This window comes from Amycolatopsis sp. NPDC043885, from assembly GCF_056435685.1.
In genome coordinates this window covers 214,206-236,859 of record NZ_JBWKEA010000009.1, presented here as the reverse complement: position 1 = coordinate 236,859, position 22,654 = coordinate 214,206, and the positions used below count along the sequence as shown (strand labels likewise).

General features: G+C 69.4%; 19 protein-coding genes and 1 pseudogene. 9 read left to right on the top strand and 11 right to left on the bottom strand.

Annotation, left to right across the window (positions count from 1 at the left end; translation table 11 throughout):
• Positions 1-53: 53 nt before the first annotated feature.
• Both AC069I_RS25915 and AC069I_RS25910 read right to left on the bottom strand, forming a co-directional pair.
• Positions 54-1,091 (bottom strand): HAMP domain-containing sensor histidine kinase, encoded by a 1,038-nt coding sequence (locus tag AC069I_RS25915; protein ID WP_478227709.1) that lies wholly within the window; start codon positions 1,089-1,091, stop codon positions 54-56.
• Positions 1,088-1,771 carry a response regulator transcription factor gene (locus AC069I_RS25910; protein WP_340688479.1) on the bottom strand — a complete coding sequence of 228 codons (684 nt, stop codon included), beginning with the start codon at positions 1,769-1,771 and terminating at the stop codon, positions 1,088-1,090. Before AC069I_RS25910 ends, AC069I_RS25915 begins: the two co-directional genes overlap by 4 nt.
• 241 nt (positions 1,772-2,012) lie before the next feature.
• Here AC069I_RS25910 and AC069I_RS25905 point away from each other — a divergent pair, with 241 nt between their 5' ends.
• The 4 genes from AC069I_RS25905 to AC069I_RS25890 are packed head-to-tail and all read left to right on the top strand — an operon-like array spanning position 2,013 to position 6,764.
• Complete coding sequence (locus AC069I_RS25905) at positions 2,013-3,584, top strand: NCS1 family nucleobase:cation symporter-1 (RefSeq protein WP_478266564.1); 1,572 nt, start codon at positions 2,013-2,015, stop codon at positions 3,582-3,584.
• Positions 3,535-4,377 (top strand): nitrilase-related carbon-nitrogen hydrolase, encoded by an 843-nt coding sequence (locus AC069I_RS25900; RefSeq protein ID WP_037310537.1) that lies wholly within the window; start codon positions 3,535-3,537, stop codon positions 4,375-4,377. Before AC069I_RS25905 ends, AC069I_RS25900 begins: the two co-directional genes overlap by 50 nt.
• Positions 4,377-5,762, top strand: coding sequence for a dihydropyrimidinase (gene hydA / locus AC069I_RS25895; RefSeq protein WP_478266563.1), 1,386 nt, complete (start codon positions 4,377-4,379; stop codon positions 5,760-5,762). Before AC069I_RS25900 ends, hydA begins: the two co-directional genes overlap by 1 nt.
• 12 nt (positions 5,763-5,774) lie before the next feature.
• A complete protein-coding gene (locus AC069I_RS25890; protein ID WP_063274641.1) occupies positions 5,775-6,764 on the top strand; it encodes a TIGR03842 family LLM class F420-dependent oxidoreductase in 990 nt (329 codons plus the stop codon).
• Positions 6,765-6,825: 61 nt separating this feature from the next.
• On the opposite strand, the gene AC069I_RS25885 is transcribed toward AC069I_RS25890, so the two are convergent.
• Entirely contained in the window at positions 6,826-8,319 is a 1,494-nt protein-coding gene (locus AC069I_RS25885; protein WP_478227706.1) for an FAD-dependent monooxygenase, read from the bottom strand.
• A 174-nt stretch (positions 8,320-8,493) separates the two neighbouring features.
• On the opposite strand from AC069I_RS25885, the gene AC069I_RS25880 reads away from it, so the two are divergent.
• A complete protein-coding gene (locus AC069I_RS25880) occupies positions 8,494-9,957 on the top strand; it encodes an alpha/beta hydrolase (protein ID WP_478266562.1) in 1,464 nt (487 codons plus the stop codon).
• On the opposite strand, the gene AC069I_RS25875 is transcribed toward AC069I_RS25880, so the two are convergent.
• From AC069I_RS25875 to AC069I_RS25860, 4 genes are all read right to left on the bottom strand, one after another.
• Entirely contained in the window at positions 9,933-11,162 is a 1,230-nt protein-coding gene (locus AC069I_RS25875) for a styrene monooxygenase/indole monooxygenase family protein (RefSeq protein WP_478227704.1), read from the bottom strand. The genes AC069I_RS25880 and AC069I_RS25875 overlap by 25 nt on opposite strands.
• A 9-nt stretch (positions 11,163-11,171) precedes the next feature.
• The gene (locus tag AC069I_RS25870) at positions 11,172-12,407 is read right to left on the bottom strand and encodes a serine hydrolase domain-containing protein (protein ID WP_478227703.1); all 1,236 of its coding nucleotides are present in this window, start codon (positions 12,405-12,407) and stop codon (positions 11,172-11,174) included.
• A gap of 10 nt (positions 12,408-12,417) precedes the next feature.
• A complete protein-coding gene (locus AC069I_RS25865) occupies positions 12,418-13,218 on the bottom strand; it encodes a siderophore-interacting protein (RefSeq protein WP_478227702.1) in 801 nt (266 codons plus the stop codon).
• Positions 13,219-13,495: 277 nt separating this feature from the next.
• Positions 13,496-13,909 (bottom strand): SgcJ/EcaC family oxidoreductase, encoded by a 414-nt coding sequence (locus tag AC069I_RS25860; protein WP_478227701.1) that lies wholly within the window; start codon positions 13,907-13,909, stop codon positions 13,496-13,498.
• 111 nt (positions 13,910-14,020) lie between these two features.
• Between AC069I_RS25860 and AC069I_RS25855 the strand changes: the two genes are divergently transcribed.
• Positions 14,021-14,695: a TetR/AcrR family transcriptional regulator gene (locus tag AC069I_RS25855; RefSeq protein WP_340685454.1), complete on the top strand. Its 675-nt coding sequence runs from the start codon at positions 14,021-14,023 to the stop codon at positions 14,693-14,695.
• Between the two features lie 227 nt (positions 14,696-14,922).
• On the opposite strand, the gene AC069I_RS25850 is transcribed toward AC069I_RS25855, so the two are convergent.
• From AC069I_RS25850 to AC069I_RS25835, 4 genes are read right to left on the bottom strand one after another with little or no spacing between them, the layout of a single operon-like run.
• Positions 14,923-15,945: a GNAT family N-acetyltransferase gene (locus AC069I_RS25850; RefSeq protein WP_478266587.1), complete on the bottom strand. Its 1,023-nt coding sequence runs from the start codon at positions 15,943-15,945 to the stop codon at positions 14,923-14,925.
• Complete coding sequence (locus AC069I_RS25845; RefSeq protein WP_478227700.1) at positions 15,939-16,982, bottom strand: GNAT family N-acetyltransferase; 1,044 nt, start codon at positions 16,980-16,982, stop codon at positions 15,939-15,941. Before AC069I_RS25845 ends, AC069I_RS25850 begins: the two co-directional genes overlap by 7 nt.
• Positions 16,979-18,082 (bottom strand): hypothetical protein, encoded by a 1,104-nt coding sequence (locus tag AC069I_RS25840; RefSeq protein ID WP_478227699.1) that lies wholly within the window; start codon positions 18,080-18,082, stop codon positions 16,979-16,981. Before AC069I_RS25840 ends, AC069I_RS25845 begins: the two co-directional genes overlap by 4 nt.
• Positions 18,082-18,807, bottom strand: a complete 726-nt coding sequence (locus tag AC069I_RS25835; protein WP_478266561.1) for a hypothetical protein — start codon at positions 18,805-18,807, stop codon at positions 18,082-18,084. Before AC069I_RS25835 ends, AC069I_RS25840 begins: the two co-directional genes overlap by 1 nt.
• A 322-nt stretch (positions 18,808-19,129) precedes the next feature.
• On the opposite strand from AC069I_RS25835, the pseudogene AC069I_RS25830 reads away from it, so the two are divergent.
• The 3 genes and pseudogenes from AC069I_RS25830 to AC069I_RS25820 all read left to right on the top strand — a co-directional run.
• A pseudogene (locus tag AC069I_RS25830) lies at positions 19,130-20,080 on the top strand (glycosyltransferase family 2 protein); the annotation flags it as partial.
• Between the two features lie 3 nt (positions 20,081-20,083).
• Positions 20,084-21,364, top strand: coding sequence for an ATP-grasp domain-containing protein (locus tag AC069I_RS25825; protein ID WP_478266586.1), 1,281 nt, complete (start codon positions 20,084-20,086; stop codon positions 21,362-21,364).
• The gene (locus tag AC069I_RS25820) at positions 21,361-22,638 is read left to right on the top strand and encodes a hypothetical protein (RefSeq protein ID WP_478227697.1); all 1,278 of its coding nucleotides are present in this window, start codon (positions 21,361-21,363) and stop codon (positions 22,636-22,638) included. The genes AC069I_RS25825 and AC069I_RS25820 overlap by 4 nt, the downstream gene beginning before the upstream one ends.
• The last annotated feature ends 16 nt before the right edge of the window (positions 22,639-22,654 follow it).

The following is a 22,654-nucleotide window of genomic DNA, read 5'->3' as shown; positions in this document are numbered from 1 at the left end:
GCTAAAGCACATATCGCAGTGTGCGCAGAGCCGCCGAAAACACGCGGCAGGGACTAGGGAACGGGGATCACGACGCGGATGACACAGCCCGGCCGGTGCTCGGGGGTGACGACCGCGATGCTGCCGTCGTGGAGGTCGACCACCCACCGCGCGATCGCGAGGCCGAGGCCGGTGCCCCCGCCACCCGCCCGCTCGCCGCGGGTGAACCGCTCGAACACGCTGTCCCGCTCCCCCGGCGGGATCCCGGGGCCTTCGTCTTCGACCTCGATGACGACGTCGGTCTCGCGGGCCTCCGCCCGCACCCGGACCTCTCCCCCGGCCGGGCCGTGCCGGACGGCGTTGTCGAGCAGGTTGACCACGACCTGGTAGAGCCGGCCGCGGTCGGCGACGGCCGTCGCGCCGGGCGGCTGGACGTCGACGGCGAACCGCACGCCACGGCCGGTCGCGGCGGCGGTCACCCCGGCTTCGGCGGCGACCTCCTCCAGCAGCAGTTCGAGATCGAACTCCTCCAGCTGCAACGGGAACGCGCCCGCGTCGATCCGCGAAAGATCGAGGAGTTCCGAGACCAGCCTGCCGAGCCGCTCAGTCTGCTGCAGCGCGGTCTTCAACGTCGCCGGATCGGGTTCGGCGACGCCGTCGACGAGGTTCTCCAGCACCCCGTTCAGCGCGGTGATCGGCGTGCGGAGTTCGTGGGAGACGTTCGCGATCAGCTCCCGGCGCCGCTGATCCGAGGCGTCCAGGTCTGCGGCCATCTGGTTGAAGGCGTGTGACAGCTCCCCGACCTCGTCGCGGGCGGTCGCCCGGACCCGCCGGGTGTAGTCGCCCTTGGCCATCGCGCGGGCGGCGGCGGTCATCTCGCGCAGCGGCCTGGTCATCCCGTGCGCCAGGATCTGCGAGGTCACCACGGCGAGCACCATCGCGGCGATCGTGGTCCGCGGCGGCAGCCAGCCGATCTGCCAGTTGAAGAAGGCGAAAGCGATACCGCCCGAGGACACCAGCAGGATCGCGAGCTTGAGCTTGATGGAACGGACCGGGTCCAGCGGTCTCGGGAGCGCGTCGACGACGCGGCCGAGCAGGGGGCGAAGCTTCACGATCCCACCTCCAGGGCGTAGCCGACGCCGTGCACGGTGCGGATGAGGTCGGCGCCCAGCTTGCGGCGCAGCGCCTTGATGTGACTGTCGACCGCGCGGGTGCCCGAACCGGTGCCCGCGACGTCCCAGTCCCAGACCTCGCTGAGCAGGCGTTCCCTCGGCTGCACCGCCCTCGGGCGCTTCGCGAAGTGGACGAGGAGGTCGAACTCGATCGGCGTCAGCTGGGCCTGGTTGCCCGCGCGCGTGACCCGCCGCTGCTCGACGTCGATTTCGAGGTCGCCGAGGACGATCTTCGTACCGGCGTCGCTCACGTCGGTCCTGGCCGCTCGTTCGACGCGGCGCAGCAGCGCGTGCACCCGCGCCGAGAGCACCCGCATGGAGAACGGCTTGGTGAGGTAGTCGTCCGCGCCGACGCCGAGACCGATCAGCATGTCCGTCTCGTCCGAACGGGCGGTCAGCATCAGCACCGGGACCGGACGGCGGGCCTGGATCCGGCGGCAGACCTCGAGCCCGTCGAATCCCGGGAGCATCACGTCGAGCACCACCAGGTCCGGCTCGCGCTCGGCGTCGGTCTCGACGCCGGAAGGGCCGTCGTGCGCCAGGTCCACGGTGAATCCCTCGGCCCGCAGCCGCGCGGCGATGCTCTCGGCGATGGTCACGTCGTCCTCGACGACCAGCACCCGGCGTCCTCCCAGTTCCATGGGGATGACAGTAAGCACCGGCCGTGGAGACCATCCGGGTGAGCTGTGGAGATCCTGTGGAGATGTTTCGGCCGGTTTGCCGCATTGCAACGTCCGTGTGTGTGACGCAGGTCATGCACCGCGAGCCTTCGAGCGCAATCGACAGTCTGCGCTCCGACGCCCTCAACAGTGAACAGTCTGCCAGTCCCACCCGCGCGGCGCGGGCGAGCACGATTCCGCAATGGAGCCGACGGCACGCGGTACGCAGCACGTGCATCCTGATGGCCGGGTGGAACTCGGCGAGGTCGAGTCCTTGAAGGACAGCCGCTTCTACAACGAAGAACTCGCCCCGGTCCCGGTCGAAAAGCGGACCTGGACCACGTACACCTACTTCGCGCTGTGGATGGGCATGGCGCACAACATCCCGTCCTACGCGCTGGCGGCCTCGCTGATCGCGCTCGGGATGGACTGGGTGCAGGCGCTGCTCACGATCACCATCGGCAACCTGATCGTGCTGATCCCGATGCTGCTCAACAGCCACGCCGGGACGAAGTACGGCATCCCCTTCCCGGTGTTCGCCCGCGCCTTCTTCGGGATGCGCGGCGCGAATCTGGCGGCGTTGCTGCGGGCGTTCATCGCGTGCGGCTGGTTCGGCATCCAGACCTGGGTCGGCGGCGAGGCGATCTACATCATCGTCGGGCGGCTGGCGGGTTCCGGCTGGAAGGATTCCACCGTCGTCCTCGGCCAGCACTGGACACTGTGGCTTTCGTTCGGCCTGTTCTGGCTGTTCCAGATGCTCATCATCTGGCGCGGGATGGAGGCGGTCCGCCGGTTCGAGAACTGGACGGCTCCGCTGGTGTCGGTCGGCTTCCTGATCCTGCTGGGCTACGTGCTGGTCAAGGCGGGCGGGCTCGGCCCGATCCTGTCCGAACCCGGGAAACTCGGCTGGGGGCCGGACTTCTGGAAGGTGTTCGCCCCGGCGCTGATGGCGATGATCGCGTTCTGGTCGACGCTTTCGCTGAACATGCCGGACTTCACCCGGTTCGGCGGCAGCCAGGGCAAACAGGTCCGCGGCCAGATCCTCGGCCTGCCGACCACGATGACGTTCATCGCGATCGTGGCCATCCTGACCACCTCGGGCGGCAGCGTCCTCTACGGCGAGCAGATCTGGGATCCGGCGAAACTGGCCGACCGGTTCGATTCCCCGGTCGTCGTGGTGGTCGCGCTGATCGCGCTGGTGTTGGCGACCGTGTCGGCGAACCTCGCGGCCAACGTGGTCAGCCCGTCCTACGACTTCTCCAACGCGTTCCCGAAGAAGATCACCTTCGCCGCCGGCGGGCTGATCACGGGCATCATCGGCATCCTCATCCAGCCGTGGCGGCTCTACTCCGACCCGAACATCTACATCTTCGCGTGGCTCGGCTTCTACGGCGGCCTGCTCGGCGCCGTCGCCGGGGTGATGGTCGCCGGCTACTGGGTCGTCTACCGCACCAAGCTGCGTCTGCGGGATCTGTACACCGAGCGCGGCGTCTACTGGTTCAACGGCGGCTGGAACTGGCGGGCGCTCGTCGCGACGCTGGTCGGTGCCGTCCTCGCGGTCGGCGGCGCGTACGGCGGGCCGTTCCCCGCCGACGGGCTGATCCCGCTCCTGAAACCGCTCTACGACTACAACTGGGTCGTCGGCCTGGCGGGCGCTTTCGTCGTCTACCTGCTGCTGGCCCTGCCCGAACGCAACCGCACCACCGAGATCGAGGAGGATGCAAGTGAGCGACCTGGTCCGAGCCGGATTGATCCAGCAGCGGTGGACGGGTGACAAGGAGTCGATGATCGCGAACGCGGTCGAAGCCATCGGCAAGGCCGCTTCGCAGGGAGCGCAGGTCGTCTGCCTGCAGGAGTTGTTCTACGGCCCGTACTTCTGCCAGGTGCAGGACACCGACTACTACTCCTACACCGAAGGCATCCCCGACGGGCCGACGACGAAGCTCATGCAGGAGGTCGCCGAACGCCACGGCGTCGTGCTGGTCGTCCCGATGTACGAGGTCGAGCAGCCCGGCGTGTACTACAACACCGCCGCGGTGATCGACGCCGACGGCACCTACCTCGGCAAGCACCGCAAGAACCACATCCCGCAGGTGAAGGGGTTCTGGGAGAAGTTCTACTTCCGGCCCGGGAACCTGGGCTACCCGGTGTTCGACACCGCCGTCGGCCGGATCGGCGTCTACATCTGTTACGAGCGGCACTTCCCGGAGGGCTGGCGCGCGCTCGGCCTGGCGGGCGCGAAGATCGTGTTCAACCCGTCGGCGACCAGCCGGGGCCTTTCGGAGTACCTGTGGCGGCTGGAGCAGCCCGCGGCCGCCGTCGCGAACGAGTACTACGTCGGCACGATCAACCGCGTCGGCGTGGAACCCTTGGGCGACAACGACTTCTACGGCCAGTCATATTTCGCGGACCCGCGCGGCCAGCTCGTCGGCGAAGCCGCTTCCGACACCGAGGAGGAGATCGTCGTCCGCGACCTCGACATGGCGAAGCTCGCCGAAGTGCGGGACCTGTGGGCCTTCTACCGAGACCGGCGTCCCGACAGCTACGGACCGCTCGCGGAGGCGTGATGACCACCCTCATCAGCGGCGGGCAGGTGCTGTCCACGGCGGGCGCTTCGGCGGCGGACGTCCTCGTCGACGGCGAGACGATCTCGGCCGTCGGCGCCCCCGGCACACTGGGGCCCGCCGATTCGGTGATCGACGCCACCGGGAAGTACGTGCTGCCCGGCGGGATCGACGCGCACACCCATATGGAGATGCCGTTCGGCGGAACACATTCCGTCGACACCTTCGGCACCGGGACGACGGCGGCGGCGTGGGGCGGGACGACCACGATCATCGACTTCGCCGTCCAGGCCAAGGGCACGTCTCTGCTGTCCACTATGGACAAATGGCACGAGAAGGCCGACGGCAACTGCGCCATCGACTACGGCTTCCACATGATCGTCTCGGACGTCAACGATTCGTCGTTGAAGGAGATGCGGGCCTGCGTCGACGGCGGTGTCGGCAGCTTCAAGATGTTCATGGCCTATCCGGGAGTGTTCTACTCCACGGACGGCGAGATCCTGCTGGCCATGCAGAAGGCGCGCGAGATCGGCGCGACGATCATGATGCACGCGGAGAACGGCATCGCGATCGACCAGCTGGCCGCGCAGGCGTTCGCCGCCGGGAAGATCGACCCGGTGCAGCATGGGCTCACCCGGCCGCCGGAGCTGGAGGGCGAGGCGACCTCGCGCGCGATCCAGCTGGCCAAGGTGACCGGGGCGCCGCTGTACATCGTGCACCTCTCGGCGTCACAGGCGCTCGCGGCGGTCGCGGAAGCGCGTAACGACGGGCAGAACGTCTTCGCGGAGACGTGTCCACAGTATCTCTATCTGTCCATTGAGGACTTGGCGAAGCCGGATTTCGAGGGTTCGAAGTACGTCGCCTCTCCCCCGTTGCGGGAGAAGTCGCATCAGGCTGATCTGTGGCGAGGTTTGCGCACCAACGACCTCTCGGTGGTGTCGACGGATCACTGTCCCTTCTGTTTCAAGGACCAGAAGGAACTCGGCCGCGGCGACTTCCGCGCGATCCCCAACGGGATCCCCGGCGTCGAGCACCGGATGGACCTGCTGCACCAAGGTGTCGTGGCGGGCGAGCTCACCCTCGGCCGCTGGGTCGAGACCTGCTCGACCACCCCGGCGCGGATGTTCGGGCTCTACCCGCGCAAGGGCGTCATCGCGGCGGGTTCGGACGCGGACATCGTCGTCTACGACCCGGCGGCGAAGCAGACCCTTTCGGTCGAGACGCACCACATGAACGTGGACTACTCGGCCTACGAAGGGATGGAGATCACCGGCAAGGTCGAGACGGTGCTCTCACGCGGGCGCGTGGTCGTGTCGCCGTCCGGCTTCTCGGGCAGTACGACGCACGGGAAATTCCTCTCGCGCGACCTGAACCAGTACCTGAACTGAGGCGGTGGCCGGATGGACTTCGGGATTGTGCTTCAGACCGACCCGCCCGCGCGCGACCTCGTCCGGCTGATGAAGGCCGCCGAGGACCAGGGTTTCCGCTACGGCTGGACCTTCGACTCGTGCGTGTTGTGGCAGGAACCGTTCGTCATCTACTCGCAGATCCTCGCGGCGACGTCGTCGATGATCGTGGGCCCGATGGTGACCAGCCCGGCCACCCGGGACTGGTCGGTGATGGCGTCGACCTTCGCCACGCTCAACGACATGTACGGCAACCGGACCGTCTGCGGCATCGGCCGCGGCGACTCGGCGCACCGGGTGGTGGGCATGCCACCGTCCACTTTGGCCACCGTGCGCGACTGCATGCACGTGGTCAAGGAACTCGCCGAAGGACGCGAAGTCCTGTTGCGGGACAAGCCGGTGCAGATCCCCTGGATCCGCAACGGCAGACTCGAAATGTGGATGGCGGGATACGGGCCGAAGGCGCTGAAGACGGTCGGCGAGCACGCCGACGGCTTCATCCTCCAGTGCGCCGATCCCGCGATCGCCCGGTGGACCATCGGCTCCGTCCGTGAGGCGGCGCGCGCGGCGGGTCGGGATCCGGCGGGGATCACGATCTGCCTCGCGGCCCCGGCGTACGTCGGCGACGACCTGGCGCATCAGCGGGAACAGTTGCGCTGGTTCGGCGGGATGGTCGGCAACCACGTCGCGGATCTCGTGGCACGGTACGGCGATTCCGGGCCGGTGCCGCACGAGCTGACCGACTACATCCGCGAGCGACAGGGCTACGACTACTCGCACCACGGTCGGGCGGGCAATCCGTCGACCGATTTCGTGCCGGACGAGATCGTGGACCGGTTCTGCCTGCTCGGGCCGTCTTCGGCGCATGTGGAACGCCTGGAGGAGCTGGCTTCACTCGGTGTCGACCAGTTCTCGCTGTACCTGATGCACGACCAGCGCGAAGAAACCCTGAAGCGCTACGGCTCGGAGGTCATCAACCGCTGACGATCCGCATTTCGTCCTCTGAATGCGTTCTTACCGCATTCAGAGGACGCAATGCGTGGGGTCAGGCGCCGAACCAGGCGGCGAAGGCCTCTCGCAGGCCTTCGGTGTCGGTGTCGCCCGCCCAGGCGACGTAGCCGTCGGGGCGGATCAGGAGGACGTCGGCGGGCCGGTCCTCCGCCTTCGCGGTGTGGACGTCCACACGCCCCTGTGCGAGGTCACGCAGTTCGGGCCTGCCCGCGAGGTCGAGCAGGACCGGCCGCGCCGGGCGCAGCAGTTCGGCGACGCTGGTCGGGCCCTCGTCGGTCTCCAGCGCGAGATCCGGGACGAACGTGCCGGCGAGCGCGTGCCCGGAGCCCGGCATCGAGTAGCGCGTGTCGGTCCCGGCGACGTGAGAGGCCAGCCGTCGCGCCGCCTGCTCGTCGTCCAGCAGTTCCTGGAAAACCGTGCGGAGCGCTTCAGCCGCTTCGTCGTGCCCGCGCCGCAACGCGACCTGTGCCCGGGACTGCAGGAGCGCACGCGCACCGGCGGCGTGCCGTTCCGCGTGATAGGTGTCCAGCAGCCCTTCCGGCGCCCGGCCCTGGATCTCCGCGGCCAGCTTCCACGCCAGGTTGACCGAGTCGGACATGCCGACGTTGATCGCCGTGCCGGTGGACGGCAGCAGGTGGGCCGCGTCGCCCGCCAGCAGGATCCGGCCTTCGCGGTAGCGCTCCGCCTGGCGGGCGGAGAACTGGTAGCGCGAGAGCCGGACCGGCTCGCCCAACGGGACGTCGCCGCCGAGCACGCGGCGAATGCTGTCCCCGAGTTCGGCCAGGGTCATCGGCACGTCGTCGTCGACCTCGCCGGGATCGTCCTCCGTGGTCTGGATGAACACGATCCCCGGCGTCAGCGAACCGAGCGCGAACACGCCGGTGTCGGTGCGCGTGAAGCCCGCCTTGATCCGGCCCAGTTCCGGCGTCTCGATGTCGCCGTTGTCGTGGACGGTGAGCCCGTCGGGGATCTTGACCTGCCCGATCCGGTTGACCTCGGGATAGGTGGTGCCGGGGAAACCGATCCCCGCCATCGAACGGACGGGACTGCGTCCGCCGTCGCAGCCCACCAGGTACGGGGCGCTGACCTCGTACGATCCGTCGGGTCCGCGCACCTCGGCGGTCACCGAGTCCTCGTCCTGGCGCAGCCCGACGACTTCGTGCCCGCGACGCACTTCCGCGCCGAGTTCGATGGCGTGCTCCTCCAGCAGCCGCTCCAGCGACTGCTGCCGTACCGAAAGCGCCTTCAGCGGCGGCTCCTCGAACCGGGTGAGGTCCACGTGCACCCCACCGAACGGGAACCGATGCGGCGGGACGGGGTCGGTGACGAGCCCCCGCACCCGCTCCAGCAGGCCGCGATGGTGCAGCAGGTCCAGGATCTGCCCGCTGAGGCCGTGGGCCTTCGGAGTCTTCCCCTGTTCCGGCCGCCGTTCCAGGACCAGCGGGCGCGCACCGGCCAGCCGCAGTTCGGCGGCCAGCATCAGACCGGTCGGGCCGGCACCCACGATGATCACGTCGACGTCCGTCAAATCTTCACTCCTGTTCGGCCTGTTCTCGCTACGGCCGAGGATTCTGCGGCACCACCGGGGTCTTGCCGCAAGCCCCCAGGTGCGCTATATGTTGAACATGGAGGGGCTTACCCCACCATTTTTCCTGGTACAAGCACCAGGGATCGCGCGCCCGCGAGGCGAGACGCTGGGCCGGTGACCAGAATCCGCATCGCCGCCGTACTCACTCTCACCGCACTCACCGCCGTCACGATCGCGCCCGCGGTCTCGGCCGCGCCGAAGGGGCTCGCCTGGGGCCCCTGCCCGTCCGGATCGCCACCGGGGTACGACTGTGCCGAGATCGAAGTCCCGTTGTCCTATCAGGACCCGGGGGGACCTCGGATCACCATCGCGCTCGGCCGCCTCCCCGCGACGGACCAGAAGCACAAACGCGGCACCCTCTTCACCAACCCCGGCGGCCCTGGGAACCACGGCCGCTTCAGCAGGTTCCAGACCCCGTCCCTGCATCGGCAGTTCGACATCGTCGGCTTCGACCCGCGCGGCGTCGGCGCCAGCACACCGGTCCGATGCTTCACCTCCGACGCGGAAACCGTTCCGCTCAAACGAATCCTGGGCAACTTCCCGATCACCGCCGAGCAGGAGACCCGGCATTTCGCCGACGCCCGCGAGGTCACCGCCTCCTGCGGCCGCAACGCCGGGCCGCTGCTCGGCCACCTGTCGACCGCGAACGTCGCCAGGGACCTCGACAGGATGCGCCAAGCCGTCGGCGAGCCCCGCCTGCGCTACTACGGGCTTTCCTACGGCACCTACGTCGGCGAGGTGTACGCCAACCTGTTCCCGCATCGGGTCGGCGCCTTGGCACTGGACGCCGTCAACGATCCGATCGCCTGGTCCACCGGACACCGCCCGGAGGACGCGAACGTCCCGTTCAGCACCAGGCTCGGCGGGTTCCGGGACGCCGACCGCGCGCTCCAGGCGTTCCTCGACGCGTGCGCGGCCGACACCCGGTGCGCGTTCCGCGAGCCGGGAAAGGACTTGCGGGCCAAGTACGACGGGCTCCTCGACCGGCTGGAAGCCACGCCGGGGCCGGTCACCTATCAGGAGGTCGTCCGGCGTACCCACCACGGGTTGACCGACGAGGCCCACTCGCCCGCGCTGGCGGAATTCCTCCAGTCCGTGACGGAACCCGTCGTGGCGAAGGCCATCGCGACACCTTTCGATTCCGCGATGGGTGGCGGCGGGACGATCTGCGCGGACACCACGAACCCGCGTGACCCGGCCGCCTGGCCTCGCGCGGCCCGCGCGGCCGACCGGGAAAGCCGCGGTTTCGGTTCGTACGACGCGTATCTCTCCCTGCCGTGCGCCTTCTGGCCCGCCTCCGACCCGGCGCGGTACACGGGACCGTGGAACCGGCCGACCGCGCCGATCCTGTTGCTGGCCAACGGCAAGGGCGACCCGGAAACGCCGTACGCCGGGGCGAAGCGGGCCGAACGCGTCCTCGGCAACGCCCGGCTCCTGACGCTGGACGCCTGGGGACACGGCGCGTTGAACCGCAGCGCCTGTGTCGACGCGGCTGTCGACGCCTACCTGTCCCACGGACGCCTTCCGGCGCGCGGCACCGTGTGCGCCCCGGATCACGCGCCGTTCGACGCCAGGTAAGCCCGTGCGGTGTCCGCGTCGGTGAGCCAACCGGCGTAGTCGGCGGGATCGGCGAAGATGTTCGCGAACCGGCGCGCCACCTCGGGCGCCGTCCGCGCGGCTTCCAGGGTGGCCAGCACGTGATCCGGCGGCGGGCCGAGCAGATCGTTGCTCAGCCGGGTCGCGTGCTGGGCCTTTTCCCAGTATTCGGCGAAAGTTCCACGCAGGAACGCTTCGTCGAACGGACGGTCACCGTGGTCGAGGATGCGCCGTTCGCAGACCGCGGCCGCGTGCGCCGCCATGTTCGCGCCCTGTCCGGCGATCGGGTCGTTCGTCACCGCGGCGTCGCCCATCGCCAGGACCTTCGCCCCCGACGGCAGTGTCCCGACCGGGTCGCGCACGATCGGCAGGACCCGGCCGCGCAGAACGTCCAGCGGCCCGCTCGGGCGAGCGTCGGCGAGCGACTCCTCGACCCACGGGAATTGCCTGCGCAGCACCCTCATCGCGAGGGCGAAATGCTCGTCGACGCCGGTGACGCCGTCCCAGACGTCCATGGGGCCGCCAGGCACACCGAAGAACCCGAGCCCGAAGACCGGTCCGCGCACGGACTGGATCGGCAGCCCGAACAGCTCACCGGCCTGGGAGAGCCCGAACGTCAGGCCCGGATACACCGGAAGTGGTTCGTCCCGGCCGGACACGAGGTACAGGATCCCGATGGTGCGCTGCGGCTCACGATGCGGGGAACGCGCGTCATCACGCGAGAAGAGGGCGTCGAACTGCGGCCCCCGCCCGGCCGCGACCAGCACGAGTTCGAATTCGCGGGCGTACTGCTCCAGCCCGTCCGGGGTCACCTTGCCGATCCGCACCTCGCCGCCGCGTTCGGCGAAGGCGGTCAGCCAGGCGGACACCTTGACCCGCTGGTCGACCGACTGCGCGGGATGGTCGAACCGGGCCTGCCACGAGACGGCGGGCTCCGGGGAGTCCCCGGCGAGCCCGAACGACGCGCCGAGGATCTCCGGGGCCTGTCCGTCCCAGAAGTTGATGCCCAGCGCGCGTTCCCGGGTCAGCGCGGGATGGAACACGCACTGGTTCGAGATGAGCCTGCCGTCGCGGATCGTTTCGGCGTCGCGGTCGGTGACCACGGTGACGGCGTATCCGTGCCGCTGCAGGCCCAAGGCCAGGACCAGTCCGGCTTGACCGGCCCCGACCACCACGATCCGGCGCATGGCTCCCCCTCAGTCGACCAAGGCTTGGTACACCAGGTTCCTCAATTCGACGCGGATCGGATAGGTCGACGACGGCAGCAACTGGGTGAAGAACAGGACCGTGATGTCTTCGTCCGGATCGACCCAGAACGCGGTGCTCGCCGCGCCGCCCCAGGCGAATTCCCCGGCGCTGGCCAGGGTCTTGGCCTTCACCGGGTCGTCGAGCACGGAAAAGCCCAGGCCGAAGCCGAAACCGTCGTACGGCGCCTCGGAGAACCCGGTTCGCCCGCAAGTCTCCAGGTCCACGCCGCCAGGCAGGTGGTTGGTCGCCATGAGCCGCACCGTGCGCGGGCCGAGCAGCCGGACGCCGTCGAGTTCGCCGCCGCGCACCAGCATCTGCGCGAAACGGTGGAAATCACCCGCCGTGGAGACCAGCCCTCCGCCACCCGAGAAGCACGAAGGCGCGACGCGGCCGACGTTGCCCAGCTCGTCGTGACGGAACGGCTCCTTGGTGGCGGGATGCGGCACGTAGAGCGCGGCCAGCCGGTCGAGATCGCCGGCGGCGGCCTGGAACCCCGTCTCGTGCATGCCGAGCGGAATAAAGATCCGTTCGGCGAAGAAGACGTCGAGTGACTGCCCGGAGACGACCTCGATCAGCCTGCCGAGGATGTCCGTCGCGACCGAATAGTTCCATTCCGAACCCGGCTGGAACAGCAGCGGCAACCGCGCGATCGCTTCGGAAACGCCCGCCAGATCGAGCCCGGGCGCGGTGCCGAGGTCGAACCCAGCCTCGCGGTAGAGCGCGTCGACCGGATGCGTGCGGTGGAAACCGTAGGTCAGCCCCGCGGTGTGGGTGAGCAGATGCCAGAGGCGGATCGGTTCGGCGGCGGGCACGGTCGCCTGCTTCACCGACGAGCCCCCGGCGAAGACCCGCGGTTCCGAGAACTCCGGCAGCCAGCGCGAGATCGGGTCCTTGAGGTCGATGAGCCCCGCTTCGACGAGCATCATCGCGGCGACGGAGGTGACCGGCTTCGTCATCGAGTAGACGCGCCAGATCGTGTCGGTCTCGATCGGAAGCCCGGCCTCGATGTCGCGCTGCCCGTTCGACGCGAGATGCGCGACCTTCCCGTTCCTGGTCACCACGGCCAGATACCCGGGGAGCCGCTTTCGCTCCAGATACCCGTCGAAGTGCTTGTCGATCCGGCGCAGCCGCTCCGCGTCGAAACCCACCTCGGCCGGGTCGACGTCCACCTTCAGCTCGATCATGCGACCGAGGCTACGCGTTCCGCTCGGCCTGTTTCTCCAGTCGCCACGCCTCGTCGGTCTTCCCGATCCGCCAGTATCCGGAGATCGACAGCAGGTCGCGACGCATGCCCCGGTCGTCCAGCAGATGACGCCGCAGGTCCCGGACGAACCCGGCCTCGCCGTGGACGAACGCCTGCACGACACCTTCACGCCAGTCGAGCGCGCGGACGGCGGCCGCGAGATCGTCACCCCGGCTCCGGTGCAGCCAGGTGATCCGCGCGTCGCCCTTGGTGGTCAGCGACTGCTCTTCGGCGGCGTCCTCCACGAGGATGAACGCGTGCACGGGAACACCGGCCGGCATCGCCTCGAGCGAAGCGGCGATCGCCGGCAGGGCACTCTCGTCCCCGGCGAGCAGATGCCAGTCGGCCTCCTCGCCCGGCGCGTACGCCCCGCCAGGTCCGGAAATGAGCAGCTCGTCGCCGGGTTTCGCGGCGGCGGCCCACGGCCCTGCGACCCCCTCGTCACCATGGTGGACGAAGTCGAGCACCAGCTCGCCGAGGTTCGCGTCGAAAGCGCGGACGGTGTACGAACGCATCCGCGGCCACTGCTCGCGCGGCAGCTCTTCGCGGACGCGGGCCAGGTCGAACGGTTCGGGATAGGTGACGCCAGGCACCCGGAAGTGCACCTTGACGTAGGCGTCGGTGAATTCGTTGGGCTGGAAGGAGGCGATCTCTTCGCCCCCGGCGACGATCCGGACCATATGCGGGGTGATCCGCTCGGTGCGCAGCACCCGCAGCCGGGTCGCCGACACCGCTCTCCGCGCCTCGGCCATGCACACTTCCTTTCCAGGGTTAGGTGAACCTAACCGAGCGTACGCCTTTCGCCGTCGGGCCGGGCGAGGTCTCCCATCATCCGATCAAAGCCTCGCCGACGTCGTACACCCGGTGGGTCACCCGGGCACCGGCCCGATCCTCCTCGACGGTGTACTCACCGCGATACCACCAGCCACCCTGCCGGGCGAGGAAATACGCTCGGCATCCGTCTCGAAGCCGGGGTTGCAGGGCCGCGCCCGCAGCGTCCCCGCGAGCCGAGTGAAGACCTCGGCGACCTCACGAAACCCTCGCGGCCGGATCGCTCACCCGGGTGTTCTGGAACGACGCGACGCGCCAGCCATCGGGCTCCTCCACGAGCACGTACGTCAGCGTCGACTCGCGGCCAGGTTCCGGCCTGTCGTCCGACAGCGACGACCCGCCGCCGGACACGACGATCGCGACGTCCGGCCGGATGAACCGCACCTTGGGCTCGCGGCCGCCCGCCACCAGCTTCGATCCCTTGAGCGACCCCTCGAACAGGGACCGGTGCGCGCTTTCGATCATCGCGCGGCCAGGCATGTTCGTCCCGAAAAAGGTCACGTAATCGGCGTCTTCGGTGAAGAGCGACGCGTACGCGGCCGCGTCGCCGTCGTTCCACGCGTCGGCGAGCTTGCCCAGTATGGCCAGGACTTCGGCCCGTCGTTCAGTCATGACTTCCTCCAGTTGGACGAACGGCGTTCGTTTAACGAACACCGTTCTACAAGCGAACAGTGTTCGCGTCAAGTAGAGTTCCCGCGAACCCCGGATCAGGAGGCGAACGAAGTGAGCAGGCCCCGGCGTCGCGCCGAGAAACCCGTGCTGTCCCAGGAGCTCGTGGTGAAGACGGCACTGGATCTCCTCGCCGCCGAGGGGCTGGAGGCGGTGAGCATGCGGCGCGTGGCCCAGGCGCTGGAGACCGGTCCGGCGTCGCTCTACGCCCACGTGGCGAACAAGGAAGAGCTTCACGAGCTGATGGTCGACCACGTCCTCGCCTTCGGCCCGTTCCCGGAACCCGATCCGCGGCGATGGGTCGAACAGGCGAAAGACCTGCTGCGCGACAACGTGCGCGCGCTGACGTCGGTCCCGGGGATCGCCAAGATCGCGTGGGCCATCCCCGTCCCGGTCGGTGCGAACGCCCTGCAGCAGGCCGAAGCGATGCTCGCGGTGCTGCGCGCGGGCGGCCTCGACCTCAAGCGGGCCTTGTTCGCCGCCGACGCGTTATGGCTCTACGCCAAGGCTTTCGCCTACGAAGGCGCCGGCTGGCAACACGGCGACATCGACCTGGCCGACCAGGAGGAACGCGGCAAGCGGATGGTCGAATACATGACGTCGTTCCCGCCCGGCGCCTTTCCGAACCTACTGGCTTCGGGTGAATACTTCACCGCGGAGACCGCGCAGGAACGGTTCGAGTTCGCCATCGACCTCTTCTTGCGCGGCTTGGCCTCCGCCGCCTCATGATCTGATGTGGCGAAGTGTTGCGAAAGCCACTTTCGCAACACCTCTTGGGACGGCGTGCCCAGGTGAGCGCCGGTCGGGCCGGCCGTGCGCGGGCGGCGGTTTCGCGTGTCTGGATGGACGACACACGTGATCGACCGGACGACTCGCGGCGGAGCCTCGGCCCCGGGCGTGTCGTCCATCCAGTCACGCGTGTCGTCCGCCGGATCACGCGCGGCGGTCGGGCGAGCTCAGAGCAGCGCGACCGCGGCCGCGTACTGCGGCACCAGATGCGCCCCCAGCGAAGCCTTCATCTCCGACATCTTCTTCCCGAACACCACCTGCGGCCGCCCGGTTTCCACCGCCCATCGCACCGTTTCGCCGTAGAAGTGGAAGTACAGATTTGGCCGCCCGCCGAGTTCCGGCGGCAGCGCCGCCCAGTGGCGGGCGATCGGCAACGCCGGGTGGTCGAGAAGGGTCGCGACGGCGATCGCCCGGCCCGTTGCCGTCTCACGGTATTCGATGACGTGCACGTCCGGCTGTCGCAGGAGGGCACCCACGTAGCCCACGAACGCCGGGAGCGGCACGATCGGCACGTCGTGGTGTTTGGATTCGTTGTGCCTCAGCAGTTCCGCGATCTCGACCGGATCGGCCTCGGCACCCGGCCGCACGCGCACCTCGATCGACGGGTCGGCATCGAAGGTCCGGAAGATCTTGCGCAGGTTCTGTTTGCGTTTCCTGGCCAGCGAGTTCATCCAGTCGTCCCGGCTCGAGAACGGCGCGACGTCGAGGACCGCGACGTCCTCGGTCCGCCGCACCATCTTCAGCCCGCCGCGGACACTGTCCACTCCGGACTCACCGACCTGGCGCACCAGCAGCGCGCGCAGGCCGAAACCGAGTTCCGCGCGCATGGCCGGGACGAACGAGTCCAGCAGCATGCCGACGCCGCCGTCCCCGTCCGCGCCGTCGAACCACCAGCCCGGCATCGCCCCCGAGCCGGGGGACCGCACGTCGAGCCCGCCGAACCGGCCGCGTCCCATCGGCCGGGCGAACCGGTGCCGCCGGGTGAGCCCGGTGACCCAAGCGGAGCTGACCACGCCACGCGGTTCCCCGTCTTCGAGCAGGACCGTGACCGGCTGCTCGGTGCGCGCCGCCCACGCCTGGGTGGTGAGCACCTCCCAGCTCCAGTCCGCGCGCAGACCGGCCTTGGCCCGCAACGGTTTCCAGTAGGCGGGCTCCGGATCACGGCGCGGGTCCAGCACTTCGATCACCAGCGCGTCACCGGCCTCGGCACGATGACCCCGAGCAGCGGGACCGGCTGGAAACCGAGCGTCGCCTTGAGATCGGTCAGGCCCCGCCCCATCGACAGGGACTTCCGGTTGCCTTCGATCATGTAGCGCACGTTCCGCACGACAGCCTCGAAGTAGAGGTGCTTCGGCCGCCCCTCCTCGGGGGCCAGCGCCGCCCAATGCTGGTGCAGCGGCGCGACGGGATGGTCGAGCACGTTGGTGAACGCGAGCAGCCTGCCCTCGCCGTCGTGATAGGTCGAGGTGATCACGTCCGGCCGTCGCACGAGTTCGCCGAGGTATTCGGCGGTGACCGGACCGCGCCGGTCGAACTTCACCGGTCCCATCCGCGCACGGTGCTCCCGCAGCATGGTGGCCAGCTCCAGCGCGTCGAGGTCGGTGCGGGCGGCCTCGGTGCGGACGATCACGTCCGGGTCGGCGGCGATCTTCTTCGACTGGCCGCGCAGGCTCAGCCGCCTGCTCCGGCGCAGGGACGCCAGCCATCCGTCGACGTCGACGAACCGGTTCTCCAACACCGACGTCGGCATCGTGTCGCGCACGGGCCTGCCCCGGCCGGTCAGCATGTCGAGCGATTCAGGCTCGACGGTCCGGTAAAGCACGCCGAGGCACCCGGGCCCGGTGAAGCGGCAGACCGCGCGCTCGAACCGGCGCGTGATCTCCCGCCGGTCGGCCGCGTCGACGCCGTCCGCGAACAGCCACGGCGGGTATCCGGAAAGCCACGCGTGCTGTACCTCGACCCAGCGCGGCCCGAGCCGCGCCACACCGCGCACGGCGCCGGGACGGTCCGGGGAGACCGGGGCGCACAGCATCGCCAGTACCGCGGCGACGATCTCACCCCCGTCCCTGATCACGGTGAGCACGTTCGGGCTGCGGGAAAAACGCGACTCCACCCGCAGCAATCCGTAGTCCCACGGGACCGGGGCCTGCTGCGCGGCGAGGAATCCCGCCCAGTCCTCGGGTTCCGGATCGGTCCGCGGGTCGAGCACCCGCACTTCCCAGGTCATCGGCCCAGCACCGGTCTCGGCACGGCGACCGACACCAGGGACCTGGTGCCGAAGCCGAGCGGGGTCTTGTTCTCCAGCATCGCCCGGCCGGCGGTCAGTTCGGGGCGCCGGTGCGTGATCATGTGCTCCACTCCCCTGGCGTAGAAGTCGACATAGAGCCCTTTCCGCCCGCCGCCCGCGCTCGGCAGCGCGGCCCACTGGTGCAGCGCGCCACCGTCGTCGGCGTCGAACACCGTGCCGAAGCCCAGCAGCCGCCCGGATCCGTCGCGGTAGGTACGGGTGATGACGTCCGGACGGTGGACGAGCGCCTCCAGATAGGACGGTGCGATCGGGCTGCGGGTGTCCATGTGCAGTCCGCCGAACCGCGACCGCTGTCCCCCGGCCCAGGCCCGGTCGTCCTGCCTGGACCGATGGGCGTTGAGCATCACGGCGAGTTCGTGGCAGTCCAGGTCCCGGCGGGCGGGCGCAGCCTCGGTGCGCAGGTCCCCGTCTTCACGCAGTTCGTGCAGTGTCTTGCGGATCCCGTCGTCGAGCGACCGTTCCCATTCGTCCACAGTGGAGTACTCGTTGGTCAGCACGGCGGCCGGGTCGATCTCACGCGACATCCGGCCGCGGCCGTCCAGTGCCGGGAGGAGTTCCGGATTCATCGCGCGGTAGATCACGCCCAGCAGTCCCGGACCGAGGTGGGCGCACAGTGCCCGTTCGAACCGGCGGACCACTTCCCGCCGCTCGGTCTCGTCCAGTCGCTCGTCGAGCACCCCGGCGGGATACCCGCTGAGCTGCCAGAGGTAGGCCTCCGCCCAGCGAGGGCGGAACCGCCCACCCAGGACGGACAGCGGCGCGAACTCACCCGCTCGCCAGCTCCGGCACACCATCACGGTGAACGCGCCGACGATCGTCCCGTTCCGGCGGAGCACCGCGAGTACCGCGGGGTTCTTCGCCATCCAGGCTTCCCTGCGCAGGACCTCGTACTCCCACACCGGCCACAACCGCGCCCGCCGCAGGAACCCGCTCCAGCCTTCGGGTTCGGTCGCGCTTCGCGGATCGAGCACCTCGACCTCGAACACGGCGCTCCGTGCCGCCACCTTCATCGTCCCCATCACGTGAGCACGACCGGTGTCCCGTGTCGCGGGCACGGCGCGATCTCACCACGGACGCCGCCCGCCGGGAGCACGTCCACGAACCGCGGGGAATCCTGCCGCAGCAGGGTGAACGCGAGACCGCCCGTCGTCGGGCGCGCGTAGACGCGAGGCCAGTCCAGGTGCCATCGGCCGCATTCCTCGATCGCGCCCAGGTAGCCCAGCGCCGGATCGTGGAGCACTCCGTACGGGCCGGAGTCCATTGTGTCCAGTTCTCGTCGCGGTACGGATTCGACCCGGTACGCACGGTCTTCGGGCAGCGCCGCCGCGAAGACGGCGAGCTGCTTGTCGTCACCGATCGCGAGCACGCGACGACCGCGGCGGAGCTCGGCCGACAGTTCCGCCAGCACACTCGGCGCCGGCACATCGGGATCCACCACACAGCAACGAACTCCGCGCGGCAGGTCCACCGGCGCCCGCACCTCGTCCCCGCCGAGCACGACGACCAGCGCGTCCCCGGTCACCGAACGTGCCTTGCGCAGCACGGGACCCAGCCCACGGCTCGGCTCGATCCGTTGTGTGCCACCGGCGAGCGGTACCAGGTCGACGATCTTGCGCACCGCCTCGGCCAGCGGCGCCGCGCCGGAATCCGTCCCGGTGCGCCCCGGCACCAGCACGGGATCCGTTCTGCCGTCGAGTGCCCAGCGCTCCCGGTAGAACGGCACCGTCGCGAAGGCCGACCGCACGGACCGCCGGTAGGCAGCCCGCCAGGCAGCATTCACCCCCACAGTCCACATGGCGCGCAAGCCTGCGTCATCGACGCCGGTTTGGGAATACCCCGCGCCGGGTTCATCCGGTTTTCGGCCGACTTCCCACCTTTTCGACTGAGCTGAAAGGACGAACTTGCGGATTCCGCTGGCGAGAACAAAGCGAGTCTGCCTATAACACGGGAACTTTCGAGCCGGCACGACCTGCCGGACGCCTGGGGCCAAGGGGACTCATGAACCGTGAAAACACAACGCGTGACGCTACGAACACGATAGCGCACTCACCGCAGGGATACGACAGATGAGCTGGCCGGCCCCCGGCCCCGCGGAAAGCGGACTCACCGTAGTCGTCCCGTGCTTCAACGAAGTCGACAACGTCGAGCCCTCCTATCAGGAGATCGTCGCCGAGTTGGGAGATCTCCCACTCGAACTGCTCTATGTGGACGATGGGAGTACCGACGGGACGCTGGACGTCATCCGGGCACTCGCGCACACCGACCCCCGGGTGCGGTACGTGTCCTTCACCAGGAACTTCGGCTTCGAGGCGGCCTTTTCCGCCGGTTATCGGTACGCGGGGAAACCGTGGCTCCTGCACATCGACGCCGACCAGCAGTTCCCAGCCTCCGAAGCGGGGAAATTGATCACCGCCGCCGAGGCGGGCAACGACGCCGTTTTCGGTGTTCGCACCAATAGGCAAGATCCCTTACCAAGACGCTGGGGTACCGCCGCCTTCCATTTCCTCGGCCGCCGCGTGCTGGGCATCGAGATCCCGCCCGGCGCGACGGCGTTCCGCCTGGTGCGCACGGAGCTCGCGCGCAAGATCGTCGATCTCCGGCTGGGCACCCCGTACTTCCTCGCCACCGTGCCGAGACTGACCAGCCGCTACACCACCGTCCAGGTGGCGCACCGGGCCCGCGAACGCGGCGAGTCCAAAGTGGGCTTCGGCTTCCTTTCCTCGCACGCCATCGAGTTGTTCGTCGGCTTCACCCGGCGGCTGACGACGGTTGCTTCGACCACGGCGGTGCTGACCGCCGGGATCTCGGTGCTCGCCGGGATCGCGGCCGCCACCGGGCTGCTCGGGCTGACCGCCGCGTCGACGCTGACGTTCGTCCTGTTCTCCGTGCTGCTCACGGTGCTCGCGCTGACCGTCCGCTACCTGGTCGTGGTCGGCGCGGGACAGCCGCGGCCACGGCAGTTCTACATCAGGGAAGCCAACTTCCCGGTCGACGAGGACGACCGGCTCTACGCCTCGGCCATGGCCGAGATCCATCCTGGGGAAAGGCAAGCGGGAGTGAAGAAAACCGAAGACACGGCGGCCGCACGGAGCCTGGTGATCCTGGGCGGCGCCGACGGTTCGGTCAGCACGTACCACCGGGCGCGGGAACTCGGTTTCCGCACCATCTGCGTGGACGTCCGCGCGAGCGCGCCCGCCGTGGCGCTGGCCGACGAGTTCGTCCAGGTCAGCGTCCGCGCGCCGGAGCAGATCGCGGCGGCACTCGACGGACGGGACGACATCGCCGGAGTGCTCTGTCCGGCCAGTGACGTCGGGCTGCCCGCGCTCGCCTGGCTCACCCGGCACTGGGGCCTGCCGGACCCGCTGCCCGAGGCCGCCGTCGCCGCTTCGGTCGACAAGTCCGTCTTCCGCGAACTCTGTGACAGGCTGCGCCTGCCGACCTACCGGAGTGTCGGCGGGAAACCGGGCCCGGATCTCGCGCTCGCCGCGCAGCAGCTGCGGTTTCCCACGCTGGTGAAACCGGTCGACTCCTCCGGCAGCCGCGGTGTCATCTCGTGCGCGAGCCCCGGCGGCCTGACCACCGCGTTCTCCGACTCGCTCGCGTTCTCGCCGTCCGGGAAGCTGGTCGTCGAGGAACACCTCGACGGCTCGCACTACACGATCGAAGCGCTCGTGGTCGACGGCCGGATCGTGTTCCACGCCGTCACCCGCCGCACGCTGACCCCGCCGCCGTTCTTCGTGACGGCGTCCCACCTGTTGCCCGCCGGGCTGCCGCCGGTGGTCGACCGCGCGCTGCCGGTGATGCTGGCCGCGTTGTGCGCCGAACTCGGTTACCGCACCGGGCCGCTGACGCTCGACGCGGTACTGGGCCGTGACGGGAAGTTCTACCTGATCGAGATGGGCGCCCGGATGGGCGGGAACGGCCTGGCCGAGGCGATCGAGCACAGCACCGGCGTCGACCTGATCGCCGCGGGGATCGCCGCCGCGACCGGCGGTGAGGTCGTGCTCTCGCCGCGCGACCCGCGACCGACGCTCATCCACATCCTCGCCTCCGACCGCGGTGGCCGGATCGTGCGCATCGAAGGCATCGACGAGGTCCGCGCCATGCCCGCGGTGCACAACCTGGAACTGTTCGCGGAGCAGGACTCCTACGTCAAACCGTACGAGCAGGCGGGCTACAAGATGGGGTACGCCGTGCTTTCCGCGCCGACCGTGCCCGAGGTGCTCGCGGCGGAGGACGAGTTGCGTGGCACGCTGAAGTTCCTGCTCGACGAGCGGGGAATGGCGGTACCGCTCCCTTGACCGGAACCTCGCTCACCGGTGCCGGCACCGCGTCGATCGCGGCGCCGAAGCCGTCGATGGTGCTCCGGCTGCTCGCCGGGCGTGGCGTCTTCCGGCTGGCGATCCAGGCGATGGGCCTGGTGCTGGTCACCGCGTGGGGTGCGCACGACTACGGCCGGTTCGCCACCGCGCTCGGGCTGATGACCTGGCTCAACTTCGTGCCGTCCGCGGCGGAGAAGTCTGCGTTGAAATGCCTGCCCCGGCTGCGGATTACGCGGGACGCGGTCGCGGCGCTGGCCGTCCGCGTCGCCGTCGTCCCGGTTCTGGTGGTCCTGGCGGCGATGGCGGTCGCGCTGATCGTCGCACCGGACTCGGACGCCGCGCTGTACCTGACGGCCGCGGGCTGGTCGATCTCCGGCGGCCTCCTGATGACGGTCTCCGGCCTGCACCGCTTCACCGGTAGGTCCACTTTGGACGCTCTGGCGTTCACCGCGGGCGCGCTGGTGGTCGGCGCCGTGACGGTGGGCACCTGGTTCGTCCGCTGGCCGCCGTTGACCCACCTCGGCCTGCTGCTCGCCGGGATCCTGCTCATCCTCGGTTTCTCCGCGGCGCTGCTGCCGAGGAAGTGGCTGCGCGTCCAACGGATCGAGGGACACCGGCTCCTGCCCGCGTTCGGCCGGACCACCGTGCTGCTCGGGATGACCGAGGTGCTGGACGTCCTCGCGACGTCGACGGTGTTCGGGGTGCTGGCACTGGCGGGCCGGACCGTCGACAGTGGACCGTTCTACGTCGCCTTGCTGGCCGGCAGCGCGTTCTGCTCGCTGCTGTTCTATCAGCTTCGGGTGCACCAGCCGTCGATTTCGGCGCGGCTGCGCGGAAGCGGGGCGGCGGCGGGCAGGGCCCGCGCGGTCGCACTGCTGAAGCTGGTCGAACGGGGCTCGCTCGCGTTCCTCGTCCTGGTGGGCTTCGCCTTCGTGATCCCGGTTGCCCGCGCGGTGCTGACCGCTGAAGAAACCGTCGGCGCGTACGTGGTCCTCGGTGTCTTCGTCCTGGTCGAGACGGTGTTGTTCGCTGTCCAGCTCTACGCGGGCTTCCTGATCGAGAACACCAACAGCAAGGTCCTCACGCTCACCGCGTCGGCGTCGATCGCCGGTCTGCTCACCACGCCGCCGGCCGCCGCCGCGCTCGTGCCGGCGATGGGGCCGGTCGGCGGGTTCGCCGCACTCGTCTTCGCGATCGGCGCGCGGGCGATCGTCCTCCGGCGGCTGCTGCGCCGCCGCCACCCCGAACTCTGAACGTCGCACTGGAGAA

Excerpts from the sequence above, each read along its gene's own strand:
- AC069I_RS25905 (WP_478266564.1), top strand. The coding sequence starts at position 2,013 with ATGGAGCCGACGGCACGCGGTACGCAGCACGTGCATCCTGATGGCCGG.
- hydA (WP_478266563.1), top strand. The coding sequence starts at position 4,377 with ATGACCACCCTCATCAGCGGCGGGCAGGTGCTGTCCACGGCGGGCGCT.
- AC069I_RS25890 (WP_063274641.1), top strand. The coding sequence starts at position 5,775 with ATGGACTTCGGGATTGTGCTTCAGACCGACCCGCCCGCGCGCGACCTC.
- AC069I_RS25875 (WP_478227704.1), bottom strand. The coding sequence starts at position 11,162 with ATGCGCCGGATCGTGGTGGTCGGGGCCGGTCAAGCCGGACTGGTCCTG.
- AC069I_RS25870 (WP_478227703.1), bottom strand. The coding sequence starts at position 12,407 with ATGATCGAGCTGAAGGTGGACGTCGACCCGGCCGAGGTGGGTTTCGAC.
- AC069I_RS25865 (WP_478227702.1), bottom strand. The coding sequence starts at position 13,218 with ATGGCCGAGGCGCGGAGAGCGGTGTCGGCGACCCGGCTGCGGGTGCTG.
- AC069I_RS25860 (WP_478227701.1), bottom strand. The coding sequence starts at position 13,909 with ATGACTGAACGACGGGCCGAAGTCCTGGCCATACTGGGCAAGCTCGCC.
- AC069I_RS25845 (WP_478227700.1), bottom strand. The coding sequence starts at position 16,982 with ATGACCTGGGAAGTGCGGGTGCTCGACCCGCGGACCGATCCGGAACCC.
- AC069I_RS25840 (WP_478227699.1), bottom strand. The coding sequence starts at position 18,082 with ATGGGGACGATGAAGGTGGCGGCACGGAGCGCCGTGTTCGAGGTCGAG.
- AC069I_RS25825 (WP_478266586.1), top strand. The coding sequence starts at position 20,084 with ATGGCCGAGATCCATCCTGGGGAAAGGCAAGCGGGAGTGAAGAAAACC.